The organism is Lishizhenia tianjinensis (assembly GCF_900116425.1).
Classification (GTDB): domain Bacteria; phylum Bacteroidota; class Bacteroidia; order Flavobacteriales_D; family Crocinitomicaceae; genus Lishizhenia; species Lishizhenia tianjinensis.
Genome location: NZ_FPAS01000002.1, coordinates 1 through 24,277 on the forward strand (window position 1 = coordinate 1; position 24,277 = coordinate 24,277).

16 protein-coding genes, 1 tRNA gene and 1 pseudogene are annotated in these 24,277 nt (G+C 39.1%); 10 read left to right on the forward strand and 8 right to left on the reverse strand.

The annotated features are described in order from the left end of the window. The coding region (locus tag BM327_RS06810; protein WP_139230286.1) for a SprB repeat-containing protein at positions 1-4,713 on the reverse strand (4,713 nt) is incomplete at its 3' end. A 911-nt stretch (positions 4,714-5,624) separates the two neighbouring features. Here BM327_RS06810 and BM327_RS06815 point away from each other — a divergent pair. Beyond that, the gene (locus BM327_RS06815; protein ID WP_090247627.1) at positions 5,625-5,882 is read left to right on the forward strand and encodes a hypothetical protein; all 258 of its coding nucleotides are present in this window, start codon (positions 5,625-5,627) and stop codon (positions 5,880-5,882) included. Positions 5,883-5,891: 9 nt separating this feature from the next. Further along, entirely contained in the window at positions 5,892-6,185 is a 294-nt protein-coding gene (locus BM327_RS06820; protein ID WP_090247628.1) for a hypothetical protein, read from the forward strand. A gap of 139 nt (positions 6,186-6,324) precedes the next feature. On the opposite strand, the gene BM327_RS06825 is transcribed toward BM327_RS06820, so the two are convergent. Further along, positions 6,325-7,242 carry an ion channel gene (locus BM327_RS06825; RefSeq protein ID WP_090247629.1) on the reverse strand — a complete coding sequence of 306 codons (918 nt, stop codon included), beginning with the start codon at positions 7,240-7,242 and terminating at the stop codon, positions 6,325-6,327. A 328-nt stretch (positions 7,243-7,570) separates the two neighbouring features. Here BM327_RS06825 and BM327_RS06835 point away from each other — a divergent pair, with 328 nt between their 5' ends. Then, positions 7,571-8,047 carry a hypothetical protein gene (locus BM327_RS06835; protein ID WP_090247631.1) on the forward strand — a complete coding sequence of 159 codons (477 nt, stop codon included), beginning with the start codon at positions 7,571-7,573 and terminating at the stop codon, positions 8,045-8,047. A 271-nt stretch (positions 8,048-8,318) separates the two neighbouring features. On the opposite strand, the gene BM327_RS06840 is transcribed toward BM327_RS06835, so the two are convergent. Then, positions 8,319-8,392 (reverse strand) — tRNA-Arg (locus BM327_RS06840). 440 nt (positions 8,393-8,832) lie between these two features. On the opposite strand from BM327_RS06840, the gene BM327_RS06845 reads away from it, so the two are divergent. Continuing rightward, positions 8,833-10,590, forward strand: coding sequence for a glycosyltransferase family protein (locus tag BM327_RS06845; protein WP_090247632.1), 1,758 nt, complete (start codon positions 8,833-8,835; stop codon positions 10,588-10,590). Here the strand turns inward: BM327_RS06845 and BM327_RS06850 are convergent. Together BM327_RS06850 and BM327_RS06855 are read right to left on the reverse strand one after the other, a co-directional pair. Then, on the reverse strand, positions 10,587-10,994 hold the full coding sequence (locus tag BM327_RS06850) for a hypothetical protein (RefSeq protein WP_090247633.1): 408 nt from the start codon (positions 10,992-10,994) through the stop codon (positions 10,587-10,589). The genes BM327_RS06845 and BM327_RS06850 overlap by 4 nt on opposite strands. A gap of 166 nt (positions 10,995-11,160) precedes the next feature. Continuing rightward, on the reverse strand, positions 11,161-12,351 hold the full coding sequence (locus tag BM327_RS06855) for a phosphoglycerate kinase (protein ID WP_090247634.1): 1,191 nt from the start codon (positions 12,349-12,351) through the stop codon (positions 11,161-11,163). A 513-nt stretch (positions 12,352-12,864) separates the two neighbouring features. On the opposite strand from BM327_RS06855, the gene BM327_RS06860 reads away from it, so the two are divergent. The 4 genes from BM327_RS06860 to BM327_RS06875 all read left to right on the forward strand — a co-directional run bounded on the left by BM327_RS06860 (position 12,865) and on the right by BM327_RS06875 (position 17,263). Continuing rightward, complete coding sequence (locus tag BM327_RS06860) at positions 12,865-13,977, forward strand: fatty acid desaturase family protein (RefSeq protein WP_090247635.1); 1,113 nt, start codon at positions 12,865-12,867, stop codon at positions 13,975-13,977. A 97-nt stretch (positions 13,978-14,074) separates the two neighbouring features. Continuing rightward, positions 14,075-16,540 carry a T9SS type A sorting domain-containing protein gene (locus BM327_RS06865; protein ID WP_170853701.1) on the forward strand — a complete coding sequence of 822 codons (2,466 nt, stop codon included), beginning with the start codon at positions 14,075-14,077 and terminating at the stop codon, positions 16,538-16,540. Then, positions 16,540-16,887 (forward strand): MmcQ/YjbR family DNA-binding protein, encoded by a 348-nt coding sequence (locus tag BM327_RS06870; protein WP_090247637.1) that lies wholly within the window; start codon positions 16,540-16,542, stop codon positions 16,885-16,887. The genes BM327_RS06865 and BM327_RS06870 overlap by 1 nt, the downstream gene beginning before the upstream one ends. A 1-nt stretch (position 16,888) precedes the next feature. Then, positions 16,889-17,263: an RNA-binding S4 domain-containing protein gene (locus tag BM327_RS06875; protein WP_090247638.1), complete on the forward strand. Its 375-nt coding sequence runs from the start codon at positions 16,889-16,891 to the stop codon at positions 17,261-17,263. On the opposite strand, the gene BM327_RS06880 is transcribed toward BM327_RS06875, so the two are convergent. The 3 genes and pseudogenes from BM327_RS06880 to BM327_RS15925 form a co-directional block, all read right to left on the reverse strand. Further along, on the reverse strand, positions 17,260-18,903 hold the full coding sequence (locus tag BM327_RS06880; protein WP_090247639.1) for a hypothetical protein: 1,644 nt from the start codon (positions 18,901-18,903) through the stop codon (positions 17,260-17,262). The two genes, BM327_RS06875 and BM327_RS06880, sit on opposite strands and share 4 nt — an antisense overlap. Continuing rightward, positions 18,900-20,351, reverse strand: a complete 1,452-nt coding sequence (locus BM327_RS06885) for an MFS transporter (protein ID WP_090247640.1) — start codon at positions 20,349-20,351, stop codon at positions 18,900-18,902. Before BM327_RS06885 ends, BM327_RS06880 begins: the two co-directional genes overlap by 4 nt. Positions 20,352-21,103: 752 nt before the next feature. Continuing rightward, a pseudogene (locus BM327_RS15925) lies at positions 21,104-21,310 on the reverse strand (VF530 family protein); the annotation flags it as partial. 301 nt (positions 21,311-21,611) lie between these two features. On the opposite strand from BM327_RS15925, the gene purH reads away from it, so the two are divergent. Next, complete coding sequence (gene purH, locus BM327_RS06895) at positions 21,612-23,138, forward strand: bifunctional phosphoribosylaminoimidazolecarboxamide formyltransferase/IMP cyclohydrolase (RefSeq protein WP_396442387.1); 1,527 nt, start codon at positions 21,612-21,614, stop codon at positions 23,136-23,138. A gap of 95 nt (positions 23,139-23,233) precedes the next feature. Beyond that, complete coding sequence (locus BM327_RS06900) at positions 23,234-24,259, forward strand: rod shape-determining protein (protein ID WP_090247642.1); 1,026 nt, start codon at positions 23,234-23,236, stop codon at positions 24,257-24,259. Positions 24,260-24,277: the final 18 nt, after the last annotated feature.

A 24,277-nucleotide genomic window follows, 5' to 3' on the forward strand; every position in this document is an offset into this window, starting at 1 on the left:
TGCCGTCCAAGTCACTGTAGTAGTACCTAAGTTGAACTCTTGACCCAGTAAAGTCGTACCTGAACCAAGTGTAGCACCAGTTAATTCGAAAGTTAAACTAACTACCGAACAGTTATCATCTGCATTTGCATCCCAAGCGTCCGTAGTTTGCTCGAAAGTACACACTCCCGCGTCAGCTACCACCTCAGGATTAGTTGTTAAACAAGTGATTTCTGGATCTTGATCATCGGTAACAATTACATCGTAGTTACAGCTTACTTCATTTCCTGCAGTATCAACTGCCGTCCAAGTCACTGTAGTAGTACCTAAGTTGAACTCTTGGCCATTCAAAGTATCGCCGGATCCAATGGTTGCACCACTAAGCTCGTAAGTAAGCGATACTACCGTACAATTATCGAAGGCTTTTGCATCCCATAAGTTATTGGTGTGTGTGTAATTACACTCACCCGCGTCTACAACCACGGCGGGGTTGGAAGTTAAACAAGTGATAGTAGGATCTATATTGTCGAATACAGACACCTCGTAGGTACAAGAATCTAAATTTCCAACCGTATCAACAGCTATCCATTTCACAAAAGTTGTTCCGAGGTTAAAATCAACACCGCTTAAAGAAACTCCAGTTCCAGTTGTAGCGCCTGTTAATATGTAAGATATAGAACTTACCGTACAATTGTCGATAGCCTCAGCATCCCATGAATCATCGCCAACAGTGTAAATACAATCATTGTTCGGTGTAAATACATTTTGATCTCCAAGTCCACAATTTACGATTGAAGGTTTTGTGTCATCTGTAATGATTACCTCCACATAACATGTATCGGTATTACCAGAACCATCTGTAATTACCCATGTTACAAGGGTAGTGTCTAGGTTGAAGTTTACTCCATCTAAAGTTGTTCCTGAACCAGTTGTTGCACCGCTTAAAGTATAAACAATGGAAGCAACCAAACAATTATCTGTTGCTGTTGCATCTAATCCAGTTCCTGAATTCATGTAGTAACAATCGTTGTTGGTACTAATGTTTAAGTTAGCTGGACAGTAAGTAATCGTAGGAGGAGTAACATCTGGCGTTGTTGTAACAAGTACAGAATCCATTACCACACAATTACTATCGTCTGTAACTGTTACGTAGTACATTCCTGCAACTAGTCCTGTTAGGTCTTCCATAGCACTTGTAAATCCGTTTGGACCTGTCCAAGAAATGACGTAAGGCGTTGTTCCGCCACTTATGGCAAGATCAACGACTCCGTCACTTTCATCCGGACAACTTACCTCTCCTGTTAATGTGGGTTTAGCTATAAAAGGAGGGGCGATGGTAATAGGCCAAGCGGTTGATTCACATCCGTTCTGGTCTCTTATTACTATGTTGTAGGTATTGTCAACTGCTAATGAAATCACGTAATTTCCAGCAGGGTTGTAAGTAGTTCCTCCATCTGAAGACACCTCATACGGTCCTCCGTCACCACCTGTTGGCGTAACGGTAACATTGATATGAGTAGTTCCTTCAGGAACACAAGGGTCAAAACTTACATCTTGAATAGCGACGTTGCTATCAATATCAATTGGGGTAGGTAATGGAGTAGTACATCCATTGCTGTCTAAGGCGTATAAGTTATAAGAAGCGTCAACGCCAAGTTGGGCTGAGTAATCACCATAAGCTTGATAAGTATTACCATTGTCAAAGGAAACACGGTAGCTGCCAAGAGCTCCACCTGAGATAGAATCTATGGTTACTAATGTTGTTGCTTCACCGGGTACCGGACAATCAATGATGATCGTTTCGATAATTACGCTGTCTGGTTCATTGATGAAACTTTGTAATTTGGTTCCAAGTGTACAACCATTTCCGTCTGTAATTTCTACTTCATATAAACCGATATCAAGAGAAGATACATCTTCTTGGTTACTTGTAAATCCATTTGGACCTGTCCAAGAATAACCGTAAGGCAAAATTCCTCCAGTCGTAGTAACGTCTATAAATCCATCATCACTATCTCTACACGTAATGTTTCCAAAATCAAAAGTGGATACTAACTTCTCTGGTTCCTCAACGCCTGTGCTGTCTTCTAGTGTACAACCGTTAGCATCAGTTACTTCGATAACGTAAGTGTTTGGCGATAATAAAACCAAATCCTGCGTTTGCGCTACTGGTGAACCACCGGTAGTCCAGTTGTATGTGTAAGGGAAAACTCCACCCTGAACGGTTAAATCTATCGTTGCGTTGTCATCGCCAAAACATACTGAATTGGTAGGAACGAGTGCGATAGAAAGCTGTTCAGGTTGGGCAATGTTAAAGGTCTTAAAGGTTGTACAACCTTGTGCATCTGTGATGGTCACATCATAATCACCCGCAGCTAAACCACTTACGTTGGTTACGTCTATTTCACCGCTTGACCAAGCAATGGAGTAGGGAGCAGTACCTTGAGAAACGATTAAAGTTGCACCTCCATTTGTTAATCCGTAACACGTGATATTTTGTGTAAGTACGCTTATTTTGAAATTTTGACAAGGAGGCTCGTTGATCTGAACACTATCTTCTTTCACACAAGAGTTGGCATCTAATATCTCTACATAGTAAATATCAGCTCCAAGGTTTGTTGCGGTTTGTGTAGTTTGTCCAGATGGGGTCCACGTGTACGTATATCCAGGGGTACCACCGGCTGGGTTTGCAGTTGCATCCCCGTCTGTTCCACCTATAGACGATGGATCTGTATGTGTAATTGTATTGGTTATCTGACTTGGTTGAAATACATCAACGCTAGCGATGTCAATACAGCCGTTGTCATCAGCCACTGTAACGGTGTAAGTTCCAGAGCTTAAATTGGTTACGCTTGGGGTGGTTTGTACTGGAGAGGTGTTCCATGAATAAAGATAAGGAGGTGTACCTCCTGTAACAAAGGCTGTTGCCTCTGCATCCGCATCTCCAAAACACTCTAAGTGCGTATTACTTGCCGTTACTTGTAATCCTGAACAAGTGGGGTTGTTAACTACAACACTTCCAGTTGAAGTACATCCGTTTGCGTCGGTAACAGTAACCGTAGCAATTCCATAACAAAGAGAGTCTGCCGTTAAGGTTAAATCTCCGTTTGACCAAACTTGTGTGTAGGGTGCTGTTCCACCTGTAATCACAACGGAAGCTGTACCATCACAAGTAGCATCTGTACTGGTGTTTGTACTTGAAAGCGAGAGTTGTAATGCCGTGGGTTCTATTACTTGTATAGCGCTCTCTACCGAACAACCAATAGAGTCGGTAACAATCACACTATAGGTTCCTCCAGAAGCAATAATCGAAGCAGCAGCAGTTCCTGTTGACCAGGCATAGGTGTAAGGAAGTATTCCTCCAGAAGCACCTGCATGTAAAGTGGTTGTTCCATCAATACAGGCTATGGGTGCATAGTTTGGATTTGCCTTAAGGGTATCAGAAAAACGAATTACTACAGAATCCATTGTGTTGATACATCCTCCTCCGGCTCCTGTAGATTCTAAGTAGAGTTTAACACTTCCTGCATTTATTTCCGCTGCAGTAGGTGTGTAGGTGGTTGTAATGGTGGTATTGTTAGGGTCAAAAGTTCCTGAACCACCCGACCACAAAATGGAAGTTGTATTGGTGGAATTTCCTTCTAGGAAAGCACTCGGACTTGTTGCACATAAGATTTGGTTCTCACCTGCATCAACTGTGGGAGGTTGACTCTCGATAATGGAAACAGGTAAATTAAAGGAAGGACAAGTAGATGTGAATAAAGCATCACTAATTTTTGCCGTGTAAGAACCTTGCGTATCGAATATGTATGAAGGGGCAGTCGCTAACGTGTCGTTTTGATCATCTACCCAATCTATGGTAAAAGATCCGAAACCTCCAGAAGCCGAAGCTGTAACTTCAACACTTCCTCCTGCACAAATTTCTGCTGGATTGGGCGCGTAAGACGCTGTTAAGGCATCGAATGTATACAGTCTTACGGTATCCATGGTTTGATACGTTCCACAATCTGTTGAAACCTGCTGACTTCCTGCAATTACATAATCTATCCAATCAGGTGCTCCGGCAAGGGGTGCAAACTCTGGTGAGCTACAATCCAAACAACTCAAGTAAGAATCGTAGAGAGCAAGGTTTGTATTTCCATCCGATGAGTTGATTGCGGAAATAGTAATGTTTTCTAAACCGAAAATGTTGACCGGTAAGATACAACCAACACGAGTTGAATCGTCATTGGGGAAAGTTGGTTTTAACACTTGTCTTAGGAAAAAAGTGTTAGAGTTATTTCCCGGTTTACCAAAGGCAATTTTATAATTCGGCCCTGGAATGTAGGGTGGGATACACACGGCTTGACCCGCAGGTGCTGTGGTATCACAGGTTCCCAATATTGTTGTGTCACCCCCGTTGATGAAGTGATAAACTCCTGAACCAGAGGGGTTGGCTCCGTCCGCAATTCCTATTTCCACCGCGGCTACATTTGGGTGTAACGTGGCATAGAAAGAGATGAAATTGATATTAGACGCTTCTCCACAACATTGTCCATCTCTAGTCACTAGAGGAGAAACATAGGTACTGTCGGGGTATTCGGAGAGATCAACCGTGAAGTGGGGTACGGTTGCGTCACATTCGGGTAATGACTGGGCCATTACGTTTAGGTTCAGCATTGCTGTTAACATCCCCAAAAAATAGAGGAGACGAGGTTTAGCAACGGAACCTGTAAAAGGTTTCGTTCGTTTCATAGCAAGTAAGTTTTATTGTCTTACATACAAACAAAAAGTGCGTGTTGATCACGGTATGAAGATGGTAGGTGAATTTTATTTTTTGGTAGGGTCAAAAATTCAAACACCAAGTGCCGTTTGTGTATAATCCAATTGTAAAAGTTGATATGAAGGTAAGTCAAGTTTTTTAATTACACAACAGATTTAGGGTCGTCACCAACGATGTAATTAGTTGGAAAAGAGGGGTGTAATTATTTTTTTAGTTGATATGTTCTTAGTAAACATTGGTGTTTTATTTAACAAAAATGAAATTTTGAGTTAAAGATTTATTAACATAAAAATGTGAAAAAAAATATCAACTTTTTTTAAATCGAGGGTTTAAAATGATATTTTAAGCGAAAATCAACGAAGAAAATAACGATGTGGTAGGGTGTGATTTTTTCATTAACTAGGAATGCAGTTTTAAATTGACTCTATTTTTCTCAAACAAATTAAAATGCTCGTATTTTGAGAAATAAATTGGCCTTATCATCTTTTTCGTTGAAAGCTCCTTTTAGGTTACGTTTTACTAAGAAATAAACTAAAAAAGTTGGGTTGAGTTTTTGTCGATTTCAAAAAATAAAGGGAGTTACTGTTGTCCCCAAATTTAGAAAGGGGAAAGAATGAAGTTGCCAATTGGGGCTTTTTTCCTTCGCGTCAAATAGACACTCTTTTCAACTAAAAATTTAACCCTTCCTATTGCTTTCGAAAATAAGTGCTTATTCCACCCCGGAAAAGGGGAGAAACCCCTGTCTGAAAACCAAAGGAATAAACAAAAATAGAACGGATAACAGAAATAATTTCTTTTCCTAAGAAAGTGACTAGCTTTGATTTCTTTTAAATAGCCCAAAAGAAATAGCCCATAATTTTCGAACACAGCTAAATCAAAACATATGAGAATAAATTTACTATCTATCGCTCTTGCTTTCAATTTTATAGGAGCGGCTCAAGTCTCCCAAAAGAAAATAGAAAGCTACCTCAATGCAGCATATATCGAGAAAGGAAGAAACGCCAAAACGGCTATTAATGCTCCCGATGATGTTTTTATAGACTCAAATGAAATCAAAGTGTTGTCTGATACTCTTTTGAGTGTGAAACTTTTTGTACAAGTTAATTATGTGAAAGACACATTGGGCGGTGAGTTGTATTAATTTCGTGGGTTGGGAGAATTTGGTGTTGGACCTTATGGTTATGAAGATAGTGTTCTAAATTCGGAGACCTTGGATAAAATCTATTTAGGCACTCATTTCTTTGATTTTGGTGCGTTCAACAAATATGATTCAGGCTTGGTTTTAGTAGCAAAAGGAGGAAAAGTTCAAATATTGAGCTCTTTATTGTTGGAGGTTTCTAAAGCTTACTATGGGAGCTTAAAAAAGAGTAAGAAAGTTAAATTGGCTATGCTGACCCGTGGAACAAATGTCCGAACAAGAAGAACGATTTGGGGCTGGGAATGAGTAGAATCTGGACATGTTATAAAAGTGAGGTTTAAAAAAGGTGGAGTTCCCATTATTAATAAGATTAAGTGAATTCTGCAGAGCGAACATGATTGTCAAATTCACATCAACAGTTGCTATATAAATTCCTAAATCTTCCTCAAACAACCTCCTCCACACTGCTCAACTGATCCAACTCCACCCTGGCTTTACCATTTTTACTCTTGCCCAAAATGCGTTTGAATTTCTTGTTGAAAAGGATTTCTGATCCCTTGAATGAGGTGCGCGAATGTATGCTTTGGGCATAGGTTTCGTCGTAGCCTTCTAGAAATAGTAGGACTTCCATGTCTATGTTTTGCATGTCGTTCGGACTCATGTTTTTCAGCGGACTGTTATCGTCTATAGGATGAACAATGGTCCAACTCGAGGCCAAGAGATTAATCATATCCATTTCCAAGGGTAAGAAGTAGAATTCTCTTTTCTCCTTATGGACCATGGAAAAAGCCAGTTTTGCCTTTAAATTGATAAGTTGACTGTCTCGCTGATTGGCCACGCGTATCATCAAACCGTAGCCTTCCTTATAAGGTGCAATCAAGGCATTTTCACTAAACATCAATTTAGCCTTGGGTTTGGAGAATCTTCCGTAGAGGAGTCCCGTTGCTAAGGCAAAGCCCGATAAGCCTAGGAAAGATTCAAAAGAAGAGACCAAAGCTATGCTTTTAGTTTCCGGACTCATAGCGCCATAACCCACGGTTGTTAAGGTTTGTGAACTAAAAAAGAAGGCGTCTAAAAATTCATTCCATCCACCATTTTCATAGGTGCCAGAAATTCCTTCAGTGCCCAAGAACATATAAACAAGCGCAAATACAATGTTGACCAGGATGTATCCCAACAACATAATACTAAAGAAAGTCAACCAAGAAGTATTGATTAAATAATGAAAGAGACTAAAGCGTTGAAAAAAGCTCAAACCCGCCTTCTCCGTATTAAACGAGCCATCTTTATTCAGAAGTCGCGTTCCTTCATTGTTGGTATTCGATCCAAAGCCCGTATTTAAACTTTCCATTCTCAGTTTCATAGCTTAAAAATAAGGAAAAACTGGGTGAGATGGAGAGGGAGTTAAGCGTACATCTTAATTTGTATTTTTAGGGGGTGATTTTAATTCAACTCCTTCTCGCCTTACTTATAACTCTAATGTTTTTTAGCTTGTTTGTTTTGTTTCACCCGAGCTATTTGAGGTGTTTTAAAACCAAACACTTATTTCTTTTCACCCTTGTGGCCGGAAATACCGGATGTAGTACTGTGAACTTGGTTTTAAGAGTATTCTATGAATTGTCAGATTTGATCGAATATAAGTTGGTAACAACCCAAGAGGCGAAATTTTCGAAAATTTAAAAAGTAAATAAGTGATAGAAATAAGATTATTAAGCGACGATTTTTCGAACAGAATTAAAGTAAATAGGAAATTAATTAATGCTTTTGAAGCTGAGTTGAACGATTTTGTATTGATGAATAATCCTAAGGTATTTGCAAAGGGTTATACATACTATATATCACTGTATTTTTGTAAGGATAAACGAGAGTATATCGGTGTTATTCCGGTTGAAAAAAGTAGGGTTGAGAAATTTTTCAAATACAATTATCTTATATCAAACGAAAATTATGATGGTGACTCTGAAAAGGGAGCTGTTTTATTGTTGGAAAGAATTGTATTACTCTTTTTTCTACAATCGGGATTGTTAAAGAAGGGAGGAGAGCAATTAGAAAAATTTTTCTTTGAATTTATATCTAATAATTGCAATAGAAATGAATATCCTGCTAGTAGTGAGGATCAAAATTTTAATTTTACAAGAATTGAAAGTTTGAAATTTGTTAGTAAATAGTTGATTGCGATAAATAAATCTAAGAAGAATAATACGCTCCATTTTGAAGACAACATATTACATTGTAATTCTCTTAAAGAATGAGTTCATATAAGGTTCAGTTTTTTAGTACACAAGGGGAACTGATTTTAAAATAATAGGAACCAAATCTATCCATCTTATCCAAAAGGAAATTTTGGTGTGAGTCAGAGTGTGAGTCTAGAGGGACAAAACACTTTTTCGTGCAAGTATGTCGTCTCAAGACTCCATACTCACACTCCAAACTGTTTTGTGACCCTGGAGGGATTCAAACCCCCAACCGTTGGAGCCGAAATCCAATGCTCTATTCAATTGAGCTACAGGGCCTTTTTCTGGGCCCGGCGAAACGCCTGTCCCGCACTTTAGTCGGGAAGCTACAGGGCCTTTTTGTAGGCCTGTGGCGAAATGCCTGTCCCGCACTTTAGTCGGGAAGCTTCAACTCGTCCCGTACTTTAGTCGGGAGGGCCGATAGCTTTTGTAGTGAAACGCCTGTCCCGAATTTTATCACGTGGGCCTATTCGCAACCGATTTCTAAACCTTTTGCGCTTTGCCTTTACTATGTTGTGTGCTTTTGGGCGGTCAACAAGGGAAACGAAAATAACAATTTGAAGGATTTCTAAAAGCGCCAGGAGTATGTTTTTTTACGAAAGTTGTGCTAGAACGAAAATCAAACAAGGACAGCAAGGACAGTGCTCAGTGTGAGTATAGAGTGTGAATGAAATAATAACTAGAATGATTTTCTATATTTAAGCACTTAAACCCAATCGATGAACACTTTGAAAAGATTTTGGTCGGAATTCCTGGTACTATTCGTATTACTTCTGTTGATGCTGGTTTCTTTTAATCCGAAAGACGGTTATTACAGAAGTGCTGTGGTTCGTTCTGATGGTCAAGGTTATTTTGCGTATTTACCCGCCATAGTTGCCCACCAAGATTTGACCTGGGAGAAATCGACGCAGGATGAAGCGAGTTTACCAGAGTTCAATGGGAGACACTACTTACATCAGAATGCGGAAGGGGTGCTGTTTGATAAATATTACCCGGGAGTGGCGGTATTACAGCTGCCCTTTTACACCCTGGGTTACGCCTTAGAAAGCCTCATCGCTGAAGGTAATAGTTACGGGATACTTCCCATTTTCTTTTTCCATTTGGGTTCCATTTTTTACGGTTTTTTGGGCTTTATTTTCTTAAAGCGTTTCTTGTTGAAGAGTTTCGAAAACAAGCGCTACGTGATTTTAAGCAGTTTGCTCATTTTCTTTGGAACCAATGTGTTTTACCAAATCGTTTTTCACCCCAGTTTTTCACATCAGTACTCCTTTACGATGATGAGTTTATTTGCCTTGTTGGCAAGGGTGTATGTAGAAAAACAAACACCTAAAAATGCCTTGCTTTTGGGCTTGACATTAGGGATGATTTTCTTGATTCGTCCGACGAATGTTTTGATTGTTTTTGCCTTGCCCTTACTGATGATACAGAAAGAAAATATCCTACAGTTTTTCATGGGTATTTTCACCTTAAAGAACCTTCATTTATTACTGGCCACACTTGGATTTACCGCATGCATTTTAATTCTATTCACCTTAAATTATTTGCAAACCGGCGCAATTTTTAATTGGTCTTACCAAGGAGAAGGTTTCAATTTTGGGTCGCCAGAAATCATCAACACGCTGTTTAGTTTTAGAACGGGCTTGTTTGTGCATATTCCCATGACCTTGTTTAGCTTGATGGGATTATATTTTGCCTATAAAAAGGGATATACTTGGATGCCTTTGGCTTGGGTTTTTTACTTCTTTATTTTGGTGTATTTAACAGCCTCTTGGTGGTGCTGGGATTACGGCGGAAGTTGGGGGCATAGGGTGTTTACCGAGCAGATGGTATTTTTTGCTCCACCTATGGTTTTTCTCTTGCAAAACGTCAAACGCAGAAAACTAGTGATAGGAGTTCTTTCTCTAATGGCAGTGATGTTTTGCTTTCGTCTCTACCAAGTTAGACACGATCTTGCACCCAGTAGGTTGACCCCTGAGTTGTATGTGCGCACCCTTTTTAATGTGGAGCATACAGAAGGTGTGAAAAAGTACTATTTCCCGAGAAGTTGTAAACCTTTCGGTACCTGCATAGCAACTACAGATTTGCCCATAGAAGGAGGTAGAGAATTGACTTTTACACCTGAAAGAACGTATGGTGGAGGGGCCTTGTTTGTGTATCCTGAAGATAGATCTTACGACAGATTTTTTATTCGATGTACGGCGGATAAAACCCTTGCTGAAAATGCAGATTGGAATGACGTACTGTTGGTGTTCGACGGGAGGGATGAGAACGAGGAAACGATAAATTATGTGGCACTACCTTTCTATGAATACTACAAAGAGGGGAGAAATGGCCAAAAGCACATTGAAGTTTCACGAGAGATGATAGATTTGTTGGGAGAGGTGAAAAGCATCAAGATTTACATCTGGAACAAAGGACAATCTACCTTCAAATTACAAAACTTTAAAGTGGTCGTAGAGCAGTACCATGTCAATTAGTACGACAATTGCTTCTGCTTCTCTTGTAACATGCGGTTTAAAAACTTTTCGTTGATGCCAAAGGCTTTGTTTTTTTCAAATTTTAGAAATTCACCCGCTGCATGTATGTTGTAGGTTTCTGAACTAAAAATAGCCAAGTGATGATAGGCAATTACCCAAGTATAGCGTGTACCTCTTTGGTTGAGGTGTACGAGTATACCTTTGGGACGTAGTTCTATGTTGGCCGTTAAAGAATCGTTGTTTTTACGCAAAATCTTAAAGCCGTTGGAGAAAGAAACCACCGTCATTTTGTAAGATCCTATACCACCAAGTTGTAAACGCTTTAAAATAGAAATAGGCTTTCCCACTTTAGCGCGAATTAACTTTTCTTCGTCTTTGGTTGTGTATGTAGAGTCGAGTATCATCTTGCGTGGTTTTTGCTAATAACGTACAAGTAAGTGGTTTAGTTTTCTCACCCATAAAAAAAGTCGCGCCTAAAAATAGACACGACTTCTTTCAATTCTATATACAAAGTTTAAAACACAAGCTTTTGAAGTCTACTTCATCCCGCTGAATTTTAAACGAAAGTGCTTAGTTGTTAATGGCTGCAATTCCTGGCAACACTTTTCCTTCCAAGTATTCCAACATAGCTCCACCACCTGTAGAAACGTAAGAAACTTTATCTGCCAAGTTAAACTTGTTCACTGCAGCAACAGAATCTCCACCACCTACTAAAGAGAAAGCTCCGTTTTCAGTCGCTTTAACAATAGCATTAGCAACAGCAACCGTACCTGCTTGGAAGTTTTCCATTTCGAAAACACCCATAGGTCCGTTCCATAAAATCAACTTAGAAGCTTCGATCACTTTCGCGAATTCTTCCATAGAGTTTTTAGCGATATCTAATCCCATCCATCCTGCAGGAATTGCATTGATATCCACATCTTGTGTGTTTGCATTGTTGTCAAACGCATCAGCAATAATCGTATCTGTAGGAATACAAATGTTAACCCCTTTGTTTTTTGCTTCAGAAATAATGTTGCGAGCTGTATCTAAATAATCATCTTCTATTAAAGAGTTACCTACTTCACCACCTTGAGCTTTTACAAATGTGTAGGCCATTCCTCCACCAATAATCAAGTTGTCTACTTTATCCAGCAAACGCTCAATAATGGTGATTTTAGAACTAACCTTCGCTCCACCAACAATTGCAGTTAATGGTTTTTCAGTTGAGTTCAATACTTTCTCAACGCTTTCAATTTCTCCTGCTAATAAGAAACCAAACATTTTATCATTCGGGAAGAACTTGGCAATAATAGCCGTACTTGCGTGTGCTCTGTGAGCCGTTCCGAAAGCATCGTTTACGTATACATCTCCGTGCGCAGCCAATTGCTCAGCAAAGCTTTCAGTTCCTGTAGTTTCGTGCTTGTAAAAACGTAAGTTTTCTAACAACGCAACTTCTCCAGCTTGCAAGTTTGCAGTTACTGCCTCAGCTTCAGCTCCTATACAGTCACTTACAAATTTCACTTCCTTGTTTAATAAAGTAGACAAATGCGCAACGATGTGTTTTAAAGAGAACTTCTCTTCCGGACCATTTGGTCTACCCAAGTGCGACATCAATACCACTGCACCACCATTGTTTAAGATGTGGTTAATTGTAGGTAACGCTGCACGCATTCTCGTGTCATCAGTTATCTCAAAAGTCTCCTTATCTAAAGGAACATTAAAGTCTACACGTACAAGTGCTTTTTTGTTTTGAAAATCGTAAGTTTCAATAGAAGCCATATTTACTTTTTTATTGTGGGTGCAAAAATAGGAAGCTTAATTGAGATTTAAGAATTAAGACCGCAGAATTAATTTGTTAGAAGCTAGATGTCTAGATTTCTAGACACCTATAAAGGTTTGGTTTGAAATGTTTGAATTGTCGAAAATCCGGCAGATAAACGATAACAGGTTCTCGAGCGAAAACGAGAGATGAATTCCTGAAATCCTTCAAATAACAAACTTTAGTGAGTGTCAAATTTTCAAATCATTGAATCATTGAATCCTTGAATTATTGAATCAACCCCCCCTAGCCTTCCAAGCATTGATAATTATCAAACTTTCAGAATTGAACTTTGTGTTGTACCTTGTGCAACCTATTGTAGAACAGTGATTTGTTAATTGTTGTTAGACAGTGTTTAGGAGACATTAAGCAGTGGAAAACAAGGGGCTATCCAATTAAAATAGATTATCTGCGTTTAATGTCTTAAATTTGCCCCTTCAAGTTGTGCAAGAACTTGCTATAAAACTTATTGAATGAATATATCACAAATTAGATTCGACAAAGAGCACAATGTTGAATTTTACAAAACTTTGCAAAAAAGAGTAAGAGATTACTTTAAGGAAAACAATATCGATAGATATGGTAACTGGAACATGAAGATCAAAACAATTTTCATGCTTTCGCTATACATCGTTCCTTTGGTATTGATCCTTACAACTTTAGAAAACAACTTGGCCATCGTATTCATGTGGATGTTGATGGGACTTGGAATGGCCGGTATTGGTCTTTCTGTAATGCACGATGCTTGTCACGGTGCTTACTCAAAAAGAGCATGGGTTAACTCTGTTTTAGGATTTACTTTAAATTGTTTAGGTGGTTCTGATGTTACATGGAGGATCCAACACAACGTATTGCACCACACTTACACGAATGTAACAGGTATGGATGAGGACATTGATCCTGGAAAACTAATGCGTTTTTCTCCACATGCTAAACGTTACAAAGCACACCGTTTCCAACACATTTATGCGTGGTTCTTCTACGGTTTAATGACTATCTCTTGGATTACGGCAAAAGACTTCAAACAATTGGCGCGTTACAAGAAATTAGGGTTAACCAAAACACAGCAGAAAAGCTACAACCACATGATGACGGTAACGATTATCTCTAAAATCATGTACTACGGAGTTACTTTGGTATTGCCATTGATTTTATCTCCTATGGTTTGGTGGGGAACAGTTTTATGTTTCATCATGTTGCACTTCATCGCAGGTTTAACTTTGGGTTGTATTTTCCAACCAGCACACGTTGTTCCATCTTCTGATTACCCTATGCCAGATGATTCTGGAAATATCAAGGCAGACTGGGCAGTTAATCAGTTGTTCAACACAGCGAACTTTGCACAGAAAAGCAAATGGTTTACATGGTTCGTAGGTGGATTGAATCACCAAGTAGAACACCACTTGTTCCCAAATATCTGTCACGTACACTATACTAACCTTTCTCACATTGTTCGTAAAACGGCAGAAGAATACAATTTGCCTTACAACTCTCAAAAGACTTTCTTCAAAGCATTGAAAGTTCACGGACAAATGTTGAAAGCCTTGGGTACTCAAGATGAATTTGAAAGAGATTTCCACTTGTAGGAAAAAGAAATAGACTAGTAAAGCTCAAACGAAAGTTTGGGCTTTTTTTATGTTTAAATATTTCATAACCTGTATCTTGCAGGGAAAACCTCACGCTATGAAAACATTATCACTAATCGCTTTGAGTATGGGTTTTTCTATTTGCCTTCACGGACAAACAGAAAAATCTGTCAACAGTTCTCGCATTTCTCCAAGTCAGTCTTTTAATGTCCAAGGGTATAAATCAGCTATGCAGCAAGTAAAGGTGCTTAAAGAAAACCAGGCCTTGCAAAAATCGGATTTAGACCAGAGTTGGAACTTAGTTGGAGGTTTGAACCTTGGTGGATCTGTAACCGAACTGTTTGCACCTCGTCTTGGTGGTGATACCATTTATGCTGGAGCGGCAAATGGAGGGGTGTTTAGAACTGAAGATGGTGGTTTAAACTGGCAGCCCTTGTTTGATGATCAGGTTTTTTTGAGTGTTTCAAGCATTCTGTCCCTTCCTTCTAATGATAGTGTTTTGTTAGTAGGTACAGGAGATATCAACTTTTCAGATCCTTCCTACGTGGGTGATGGGGTATATAAGTCAACCGACTACGGGAATACTTGGACCAATATAGGATTGAATGCGATGGGTGTTGTTGCAGAACTGTCGGTTAACCCAAGCAATGAAAATGAAATCATCGCCGCTTGTTTAGGGAGCCCTTTTGAGAAGAATAACAATAGAGGTGTATATAAATCTATAGATGGTGGACTCACCTGGCAACAGACCCTTTTTGTGAGTGATTCGAGTGGTGTGGTGGATATTAGCAGAAGTAAACAAAACCCCAATGTGCTCTATGCGGCAAACTACAACCGTATGCTTCAAGTTGGGAAAAGAGTGCATACAGGTCCAGATACTAAATTGTACAAAAGTATAGATGGAGGAGATACGTGGCAACTGGTTAATTTGAATCTACCTTATACTATAAACGGAAGAATGGGAGTTGAGATTGCCCCATCGAATGAAGATTATGTGTACGTAATTGTTGCGCAAAACAATGGGAAAGGTTTGTTGGTACTTGGGTCTACAGATGGAGGAGTAAGCTGGCAAATTTTAAAAGATGATCCTAGTTATGAGGATATTTTCGACTATCATCCTTATCTCAATAAACCATGGGAATTTACAAGAATCTACGTCGACCCCTTGGATGAAGAACATATTGTAATGCCGGGAATGGATATTTGGAGTTCAACGAATGCAGGGTTGTCTTGGGATAAAGTATCCGAATGGTTCAGGATAAATTCAACTTCTTGCATTCATGATGTATTGTTCGATGATAATTCTACCTATAAAGTGGCTTCTATACACGGTGTTTTTGAAAATAGTGGCTTAGAATGGCATCCACTCGGATATTTGCCCATAACACAATATTATGATGTCATCTCTCTTAGTAGCTATCCTGACTTTTACATGGGTGCCGCGAAGGATATAGGTCTTGTATACGGAAGTGAACAGAACAATCAAGCGTGGAAAAGAGAACACTATTACCCTGAAAATAGCGCTTACAGCGTTTTTGCCAATGATACGAACAATTATGTGTACAGTACAGCGCTTAGCTTAAAGTCAAAAACTTCAGACCTTTTTGAATTCCCTGATAACTTGCCCTTTCATACAAATCCAGCGGTACATTATTTTAATATTTCCGGACAATTGTTGTTTGGGTCAGATAGGTTAAATGAAGTGAGCAATTTGCCCAATGCGTTCTATTCCATCCTTTCAAATGATTTAACCAATAACCAAGGGTTGCAAAGTGAATTCCACACCCTCACAGAGATAGAAGTCGGTTTGCAGAACACCAATGTTGTTTACACCGGAAGCACGGATGGAAAAATATTCGAATCAAGCAATTTTCAAAATGGTCCGGCTTCATTTGTAGATCTTACATCAGGTTCTTTTTTGACTCAAAAATATGTTACAGATATCAAGTTGAGTTACGAAAATCTCAATGTGGTATATGCAAGTTTTAACGGATATTTCAACAGTGATAGCACCTCTTTTTTATTTCGAAAAACAGCAAATAGTAATACGTGGGTTGATATTTCTGGAGATCTTCCCCCTATAGGTGTGAACAGTATATGCATAGCGAATGGTACAACAGATAGTGTGCTGTTTATAGGAACTGACGCCGGAGTGTTTATCACCCAAAATGCAGGAACTAATTGGACGTATTTAGGCATGGACATGCCTATAATTGCGGTGACAGATCTAGAGATAGACTATGCGAGTCAAAAGTTGATTGCTGCCACCTTTGGAAGGTCTATGTACACCTACGATATTTCCTTCTTAAACTTAGTAACCCCACCATTGGCTGTTGAACAAGAAATGACCGCAGAATTCATACTTTATCCAAACCCAGCTACAGACAAGTTACATGTTTCTGGCGTTGAAAATGAATCTTATCTAATTCTAAATACCCTGGGAGAGCAAATACGTAAGGGTGAACTTAAAGGAGAGGGAGAAATTGGTCTTCAGAACTTATCCAGTGGAGTTTATTTTCTTAAAATTGGACAAAGCACAAAGCGTTTTGTAATTTCGCGTTAATGAACATCGAAGAAATAAGAACTTACTGTTTACAGAAGAAAAGCGTGGAAGAAAGTTTTCCTTTCGACGCGGAAACTTTGGTGTTCAAAGTGGCCGGTAAAATGTTTGCGTTAATGGCTTTGGAAAAAGGAGATGGGGTTAACCTCAAATGTGATCCTGAAAGAGCCCTTGAATTGCGCGACAGATACGAAGGTGTTTTACCGGGTTACCACATGAGCAAAGTTCATTGGAACACGGTGAAAATTAATAGTGATGTACCCGATGCTTTGTTCTTTGAATTAATAGATCATTCTTACGAATTGGTGGTGCAAAAACTGCCAAAGAAAATACAAAAGACCTTAGAGTAACATGGGAGTACGTGTAGATAAGTTTGTGTGGTGTGTACGTTTAGCCAAAACGAGATCCATTGCCACGGAAATGGTGAAGAAAGGAAAAGTTCGTGTAAACGATGAGGGAATCAAACCTTCGAAAGATATCAAAGGTGGTGATGTGATTAGTATTACCAAACACAATGCTGTTTTTAAGTACAGGGTTAAAGAGTTGCTCGACAAAAGAGTGGGGGCCAAATTGGTAGAAAACCATATTCAAGACATAACTTCTCCAGTTGAATTAGAAAAATTCAAGACCTACCAGGAAGCTCAGAAAACTTACAGGAATTACGGTACAGGAAAACCTTCTAAAAAAGACAGAAGAGATTTGGAAGATTATCTTTCGTGGGACTAATCGATTTTTAAACGTAAGCTTTTCAGATAAAGGGTGTCTGAACCCTGATTCCAAAGGTAGCACTGCAGATGCTGTCCGTTAAGCTCTTCGTTGCTTTTACCAATGTTTATATAGTAGTTTTGGTAAGTGTTTGGCGTAGAGAATTGATCTTTTAAAGGAAAGCCAGACCACATTACGACCTTACCACTATCGTTGCTAGAACTAAAGACTAAGGTGCTTTCTGTAAGCGCATGTTTACTTTTGATTTCAGCCCAAATCGAACAAATTTGATCATCTACCAAGGAGTTGTTTCTGCCCTTTAATTCAAGAGCTTTGCTGAATGCTCCAGGTAAAATTTCTACAGGTTCCTCAAAGGTTATTGCTTCGTGTTGAGAACGCAGTTGATAATAACTCAAATAATACTTCCAATCCCATCGATCACCGCCAAAACAATAATTGTAATTGTACATGGTGGTTAAACATGCAAGAGTAAAGAGTCCTAATAAAGGGTAAGTAAATCTCAATATTTTTGGTTTTACATGATGGATAAACTGTACAAGTGGGAACACTAAAAAAGGAGCGTACTCTACCATGTTTCTAGCGCCAAAACCACATCCAAAGTAATATTGGTGCCATGAGGCTGAAATATAACTAATGAGTAGAAAGAATACCAATCCTATAATAGCGTTTATCCTTCCTTTCACGCTGTAGTAAATCAAGAAGATTACGGCCAATAGCAGTAGTGGAGTATAAGGAAACATACCATTTTTAGGCGCGAACCAAAAGGCGAGTAACTGCGGGTTGTATTTGTAGATAAATCCTTCCTCGCCATAAGAATAGTTAATCCATTCTCCAGAAATGGAATGCCAGTATAAGAATTGAGGAAGAAGCGTTAGACCTATGATAAGGACAGCAGGAATTATCCTTTTGGGTGCTAAACAATACTTCAGACGCGCCAGTAAATCTGCCTTAGAACTTATATTCCAGAAGAGCAACAATAGTATCAAAAGATTAATGGGACGTATTAGGATGATGAGTCCGAACGTTAGGGCCAAGAGAAAAAAGAGATAGTTTTTCTTGTGCTTAAAAATGAAAAGCTCGTGTACGATTCTCCAAAAGGCGATGAAGAGGAAAAAAGAGTAAATGTGCGACATCCCATTTTGTGCCACCGTGTAGTAAAAGACGTTGGTGCCAAAGGTGAGAAGAACAAGGTAAATGATGCTGTTTCTTTCGGTAAAGTAATGTCGTAATACAGGAATCAAGAGGTAAAGTGCTGCTAAGAAATAAAAGAGAGCGGAGAAATTAATGACCTTGTGATAGGCTCCTGAAAAACCATCTCTAACACCACCTGAAAGTTGAACGTAAATATCTACGAGTATAAAGAAGGGTAACTGTAAAGCCGCTACACCAGAAGTGTATTTGGTTTTCATTTTTCCCTCTACAACACGAAAACCTATACCTGTTCGCTCGTCTATTCGCTCAGGAAAAGCTGAGGCGTCTAAGTCATAAATGAAAAAGTAAGGATTGTAGGCGTAATACCCGGCTTGATCTGTCCAGATTTCACTTTGCCAATTGAAGTAGCCTTTTTTTTGGTGTACAAGTGTGCACGTGGTGATGGTGATCACCGCAATCAAGATGTACCACCACTTTAGCTTATTCATGATTTTACTTTCGCTGCTTCTGCTAAGTTTCTTTTGTGTATAGGTCCTGTTATTAAGGCAAAGACAAACAAATACACAAAGCACAATACATCAATGAAAAATGAGAAGCGTACGTCCCATCCGTCCATAAGCGCTCCTTGTAAGGTAGAAATAATTGCCCCTCCTATTATCATCATTACCAAGTAACTCGATCCTTGTGCGCTGTGTTTACCCAAACCAGAAATCGCTAAGGTGAAAATACACGGCCATAAAGTTGAACAGAACAAGCCAACACTCATCAATCCATAAATGGCTGTCATGCCTTCTCCAAAAATTCCTATGAGTAGTGAAATAATTCCCAAAACAGAGAAAACAGCCAATTGAGAATAAGGTTTTTCTTTAGTAACAAAGTCAGCTATAATCAAAACTGGAATTACAAAGACGTAATTGTAGAACGGACTCACATCCTTCCCGAACAAATAGCTGGTAAATAAGAAAACACCAAATGCCAAGTAGGGCAAAATTATTTTGAGAAGTATGCGTGTGTTTTGTTTATCTGTAAACGCTCCTGCAGAGCTCGCCCAACGACCTATCATCAAAGATCCCCAGTAAAGGGCTACGAAAGGACCAATGGTACTGTCTGTATAACTAAATTCTTGTTTTAAATATTCCCCCAAATTTCCGGCTGTTGCAACTTCAACACCTACATAAAAGAAGATGGCACCCATACCCAAAAGGAGTTGAAGGTAATTCAAGGCAGATTTTTTTTCAGGATTCGTAGTAAGCTTGAGTGTTTCTTCTTCCTCTTTAAAGGAAGCTGTATCTACCAAATCGTCGTGTAAAGATTTTCGTGGAGCTGTAAACCAAAAAACGGCAGCTGCAAAGATGAAGGCCAACCCGAGTAGGAGGTAGGGAATTTTTACGTCTTCTATGGTTTTGGTAACGGCATTGTCCGTGTCCAAAGTACCAAAAATGGCCATAGAGATTAATAGAGGCGCAACCGTAGTACCTACATTGTTGATACCTCCCGCTAAACTCAAACGTTGTGAACCTTTGGCAGGATCACCCAATTGTATGGCAAAAGGATTAGCTGCTGTTTGTTGAAGTGAAAATCCGAGTCCAACCACAAACAATCCGCTCAACATAAGTGCGTACGAGTTTAAACTGGCAGCGGGTATAAAAAGTAAGGTTCCTAATGCGGATAGTACTAATCCCAGAGAGATAGATTTCTGATAACCAAAAATGGTAATCAAATCCTTTCCTTTAAAATGTGCGATGAGGTTGTAGAGAATAGATCCGAAAAAATAAGCCCCGTAAAAGGCTAAATTAATCAACTGCGATTGCCAGTTTTCTAAATCAAAAGCTCCTTTAAATACGGGAATAAGGATGTCGTTACTCGCCGCAACAAAACCCCAAAAGAAAAATACAGAGACCAATATCGCAAAGGTCGAACGCTGATTATTTTGCATGGATCAGAAATATCTATGGTTTACGGCCTTGAAAGTAGTAATTAATGTTGAAATGCTTATGCACTCTACTTCATACGTAAACACTTATCTGAAATAACACAATCCTCTAAATGTCTAAGTGTCTAAAAGTCTTGGTGTCTCCAAAAAAAATCCCTTCACTTTGCGAATGAAGGGATGAATCTTGCAAGCTGAGAGTGCATCTCATTTTACGTTAATAAATAATCTGTCACTACTAAAATAGGGAATAAATTGAGATTTTAGAATGCAGAATAAAGAATTTTTTAGCCTCTTGTTTTAGCGCGACAAATGGGTGGCGACTAAGCTTTTCATTGTCAGTGATTATAGGTGTTTCACTGAATTGTAAGCACTGAAGTGTCGAGATAAACCTAGTCACCTGCAAACAAACCTTTGCAAAGGGTCAGAACTCCAAATCCTATTGAAGCACCAAATCGCTAATTGCATTGAGTACTCAAATCCCTCAAATTTTCAAATTAATTTGAATTCAAACCAGTGAATAAGCGATATCATGTTACCGAGTAATAAAGGTTCTCGAGTCCTAGTCGAGAGACAAACCTTCAAATCCTTCCTTATCTCAACGTATACTTACTTCCACTATTGGTCTCCTTCGTCTTAACCGGACCTTTAGGTTTATTCACCTTCTTCGCCTTAGGTTTTTCTTTCGCTTTGGGTGGAGGGGTAGCTTTAACTTTCAACGGAAAAGGCGGGTTCGGCATGGCTTTGCCACTTTTTTGGGTGTCTAAGTAAAGTTTCTCCACCTTGTTTCTTGCCCAAGGTGTTCTTCTTAAAAACTTTAAGCTTGACCCCACAGTTGGGTTCAAATTAAAACATCGTATGTCTATACGTTTACCCAATTCTTCCCATCCGTAGAATTGTACCAAGTATTCTACGATGTCCTGCAGCTTAACGCCATGTAAAGGATTATTGGGTTGTTCTTCCATCTTTAAGTTTTTTCCAAAAGTAGGAAAACAGGATGGAGTAAGAGCAAAAAACAGTGACGAGTGTGAGAAATGAGCAAGAGAATTTTTAATTCACCAGTAAAATACCTCATAGGTTCTCGAGCGGAGCCGAGAGGCAAATCCTCGAATTGTTGAATCCTTGAATTGTTGAATCTTTGAATTCTTGAATCCTCTAATTGTCCCGTCTCCAAAACCCCATTTCACACCTATATACATTCTTCATTATTAATTCTGAATTTTAAATTGTAATGTGTATCTTTGCGCCCTTAAATTCAACGCAATTATGGGTGTCAAGAAAATCAAAAGTGCTTTAATTTCAGTATTTAACAAAGACGGTCTAGATGAAATCGTTAAAAATCTAGATAAGAACGGAGTAACAATTTATTCAACAGGTGGAACACAATCTTTTATTGAAGGATTGGGAATCAATGTTGAAAGAGTAGAAGATTTAACTTCTTACCCTTCTATTTTAGGAGGAAGAGTAAAAACTTTACACCCAAAAGTGTTCGGTGGTATCTTGAACCGTCGTGGTTTAGAAAAAGACCAAGAGCAAATTGCAGAATTTGAAATTCCAGAATTGGATTTAGTGATCGTTGACCTATACCCATTCGAGGATACAGTAGCTTCAGGTGCAGCTCACCAGGATATTATCGAGAAAATTGACATCGGTGGTATATCTTTAATCAGAGCGGCAGCGAAAAACTACGAAGATGTGGTAATTATCCCATCTATGGATAACTATGAGGAGTTCAACGCCATCTTGGAAGCAAGAGGAGCTGAGACTTCATTAGAAGAAAGAAAATCATTCGCAAGAGATGCTTTCCAAGTATCTTCTCACTACGATACACACATCTTTAACTACTTCAACCAAGGAGAAAAAGAGGTGTTCAAACAATCTATTAACCAATCGCAAGTATTGCGTTACGGAGAAAACCCTCACCAAAAAGGGATTTTCCACGGTGATATGGATGCAATGTTTGACAAGTTACACGGTAAAGAACTTTCTTACAACAACTTGTTAGACGTTGATGCAGCAGTGAACTTAATGGGTGAATTCAAAAATGATGCACCTACTTTCGCTATCTTGAAGCACAACAACGCGTGTGGAGTTGCAACAAGAGCAACGATTTTAGAAGCTTACAACGACGCTTTAGCTGGAGATCCAGTTTCTGCATTCGGTGGAATCTTGATTTCAAACACTGTAATCGATGTACCTACAGCGGAAGAGATTCACAAGTTGTTCTGTGAGGTGGTTATCGCACCAGGATACGATGCTGAGGCTTTGGAGATCTTGAAAGGAAAGAAAAACAGAGTAATCTTAGTTCAAAAAGATATAGAATTACCAAAACGTCAGTTTAGAACGATCTTGAACGGGGTATTGGAACAAGATAAAGACTTTATTACAGACGAAATTGCAAACTTCGAAGCAAGAACGAATGCTACTTGCTCTGAGCAAGAATTGAAAGATTTAGAGTTTGCGAACAAATTGGTAAAGCACACAAAATCGAACACAATTATCTTGGCGAAAAACGGACAGTTATTGGCAAGTGGAACTGGACAAACATCAAGAGTGGATGCTTTAAGACAAGCAATTCACAAAGCGCAATCCTTCAACTTTGATTTACAAGGTGCGGTGATGGCATCTGATGCCTTCTTCCCTTTCCCAGACTGTGTTGAAATCGCAGACAAAGCAGGGATTACAGCTGTAATTCAGCCGGGTGGATCTATCAAAGATCAATTGTCTATCGACTACTGTAACGAGAACAACGTAGCGATGGTATTTACCGGAAACAGACACTTTAAACACTAATAATAGAAAATTACTAAGTTTTCGAATTTTTATCCCCCTAAGTGGTGAATTATTACTAAACTTAGGGGGACTAAAAAGATTGCTCTACACATCACATGGGATTATTTGATTTTTTAACGCAAGAAATTGCGATCGATCTAGGTACAGCAAATACGCTTATCATTCAAAATGACAAGGTAGTTGTTGACGAACCTTCTATTGTAGCGAAAAACATCCAAACTGGTAAAATTGTTGCCATTGGAAAGAAAGCACAACAGATGCATGGGAAAACCCACAAGTTGATCGAAACGGTCAGGCCCCTAAAAGATGGTGTAATTGCAGATTTCCAGAGTGCGGAAAGCATGATACGTGGGATGATCAAAATGATCAAAGGAGGAAAGAGTATGTTCAATCCTTCACTGCGTATGGTAATTTGTATTCCTTCAGGAATTACAGAAGTAGAGAAAAGAGCGGTACGTGATAGTGCAGAGCACGCACATGCCAAAGAAGTATACTTAATCCACGAACCTATGGCAGCCGCTATCGGTATTGGTATAGACGTGGAAGAGCCTATGGGTAACATGATTATCGATATAGGTGGAGGTACTTCAGAAATTGCCGTTATTGCGTTAGGTGGTATCGTTTGTGATAAATCTATCCGTGTTGCGGGTGATGATTTCACAGCAGATATCGAAGAATACATGCGTCGTCAACACAACATCTTAGTAGGTGAACGTACGGCAGAACAAATTAAAATTGAAGTAGGTGCAGCCATGACTGAATTGGACAACCCACCAGCAGATTTCGCCGTTCGTGGTCGAGATTTGATGACAGGTATTCCAAAGGAGATTGTTGTTACTTACTCAGAAATAGCACACGCATTAGACAAAACGATCTCTAAAATTGAAGAGGCGATTTTAAGTGCCTTGGAGATGACGCCACCAGAACTTTCTGCAGATATCTACAAAACAGGTATCTACTTAGCAGGTGGAGGATCTATGTTGAGAGGTTTGGATAAGCGTATTGCCATCAAAACAAAATTACCTGTACACATCGCAGAAGATCCGCTTAGAGCAGTAGCGAGAGGTACGAGTATAGCCTTGAAAAACATCGACAGATTCCAATTCTTGATTAGAGACTAATAAAGGATAGGGTGAAAT

Bases quoted from the DNA above. Each gene is read 5' to 3' on its own strand.
- BM327_RS06880 (WP_090247639.1), bottom strand. From the start codon at position 18,903: ATGAATAAGCTAAAGTGGTGGTACATCTTGATTGCGGTGATCACCATC.
- BM327_RS06825 (WP_090247629.1), bottom strand. From the start codon at position 7,242: ATGAAACTGAGAATGGAAAGTTTAAATACGGGCTTTGGATCGAATACC.
- BM327_RS06850 (WP_090247633.1), bottom strand. From the start codon at position 10,994: ATGATACTCGACTCTACATACACAACCAAAGACGAAGAAAAGTTAATT.
- BM327_RS06885 (WP_090247640.1), bottom strand. From the start codon at position 20,351: ATGCAAAATAATCAGCGTTCGACCTTTGCGATATTGGTCTCTGTATTT.
- BM327_RS06845 (WP_090247632.1), top strand. From the start codon at position 8,833: ATGAACACTTTGAAAAGATTTTGGTCGGAATTCCTGGTACTATTCGTA.
- BM327_RS06815 (WP_090247627.1), top strand. From the start codon at position 5,625: ATGAGAATAAATTTACTATCTATCGCTCTTGCTTTCAATTTTATAGGA.
- BM327_RS06870 (WP_090247637.1), top strand. From the start codon at position 16,540: ATGAACATCGAAGAAATAAGAACTTACTGTTTACAGAAGAAAAGCGTG.
- BM327_RS06860 (WP_090247635.1), top strand. From the start codon at position 12,865: ATGAATATATCACAAATTAGATTCGACAAAGAGCACAATGTTGAATTT.
- BM327_RS06875 (WP_090247638.1), top strand. From the start codon at position 16,889: ATGGGAGTACGTGTAGATAAGTTTGTGTGGTGTGTACGTTTAGCCAAA.
- BM327_RS06900 (WP_090247642.1), top strand. From the start codon at position 23,234: ATGGGATTATTTGATTTTTTAACGCAAGAAATTGCGATCGATCTAGGT.
- BM327_RS06855 (WP_090247634.1), bottom strand. From the start codon at position 12,351: ATGGCTTCTATTGAAACTTACGATTTTCAAAACAAAAAAGCACTTGTA.
- purH (WP_396442387.1), top strand. From the start codon at position 21,612: ATGGGTGTCAAGAAAATCAAAAGTGCTTTAATTTCAGTATTTAACAAA.
- BM327_RS06865 (WP_170853701.1), top strand. From the start codon at position 14,075: ATGAAAACATTATCACTAATCGCTTTGAGTATGGGTTTTTCTATTTGC.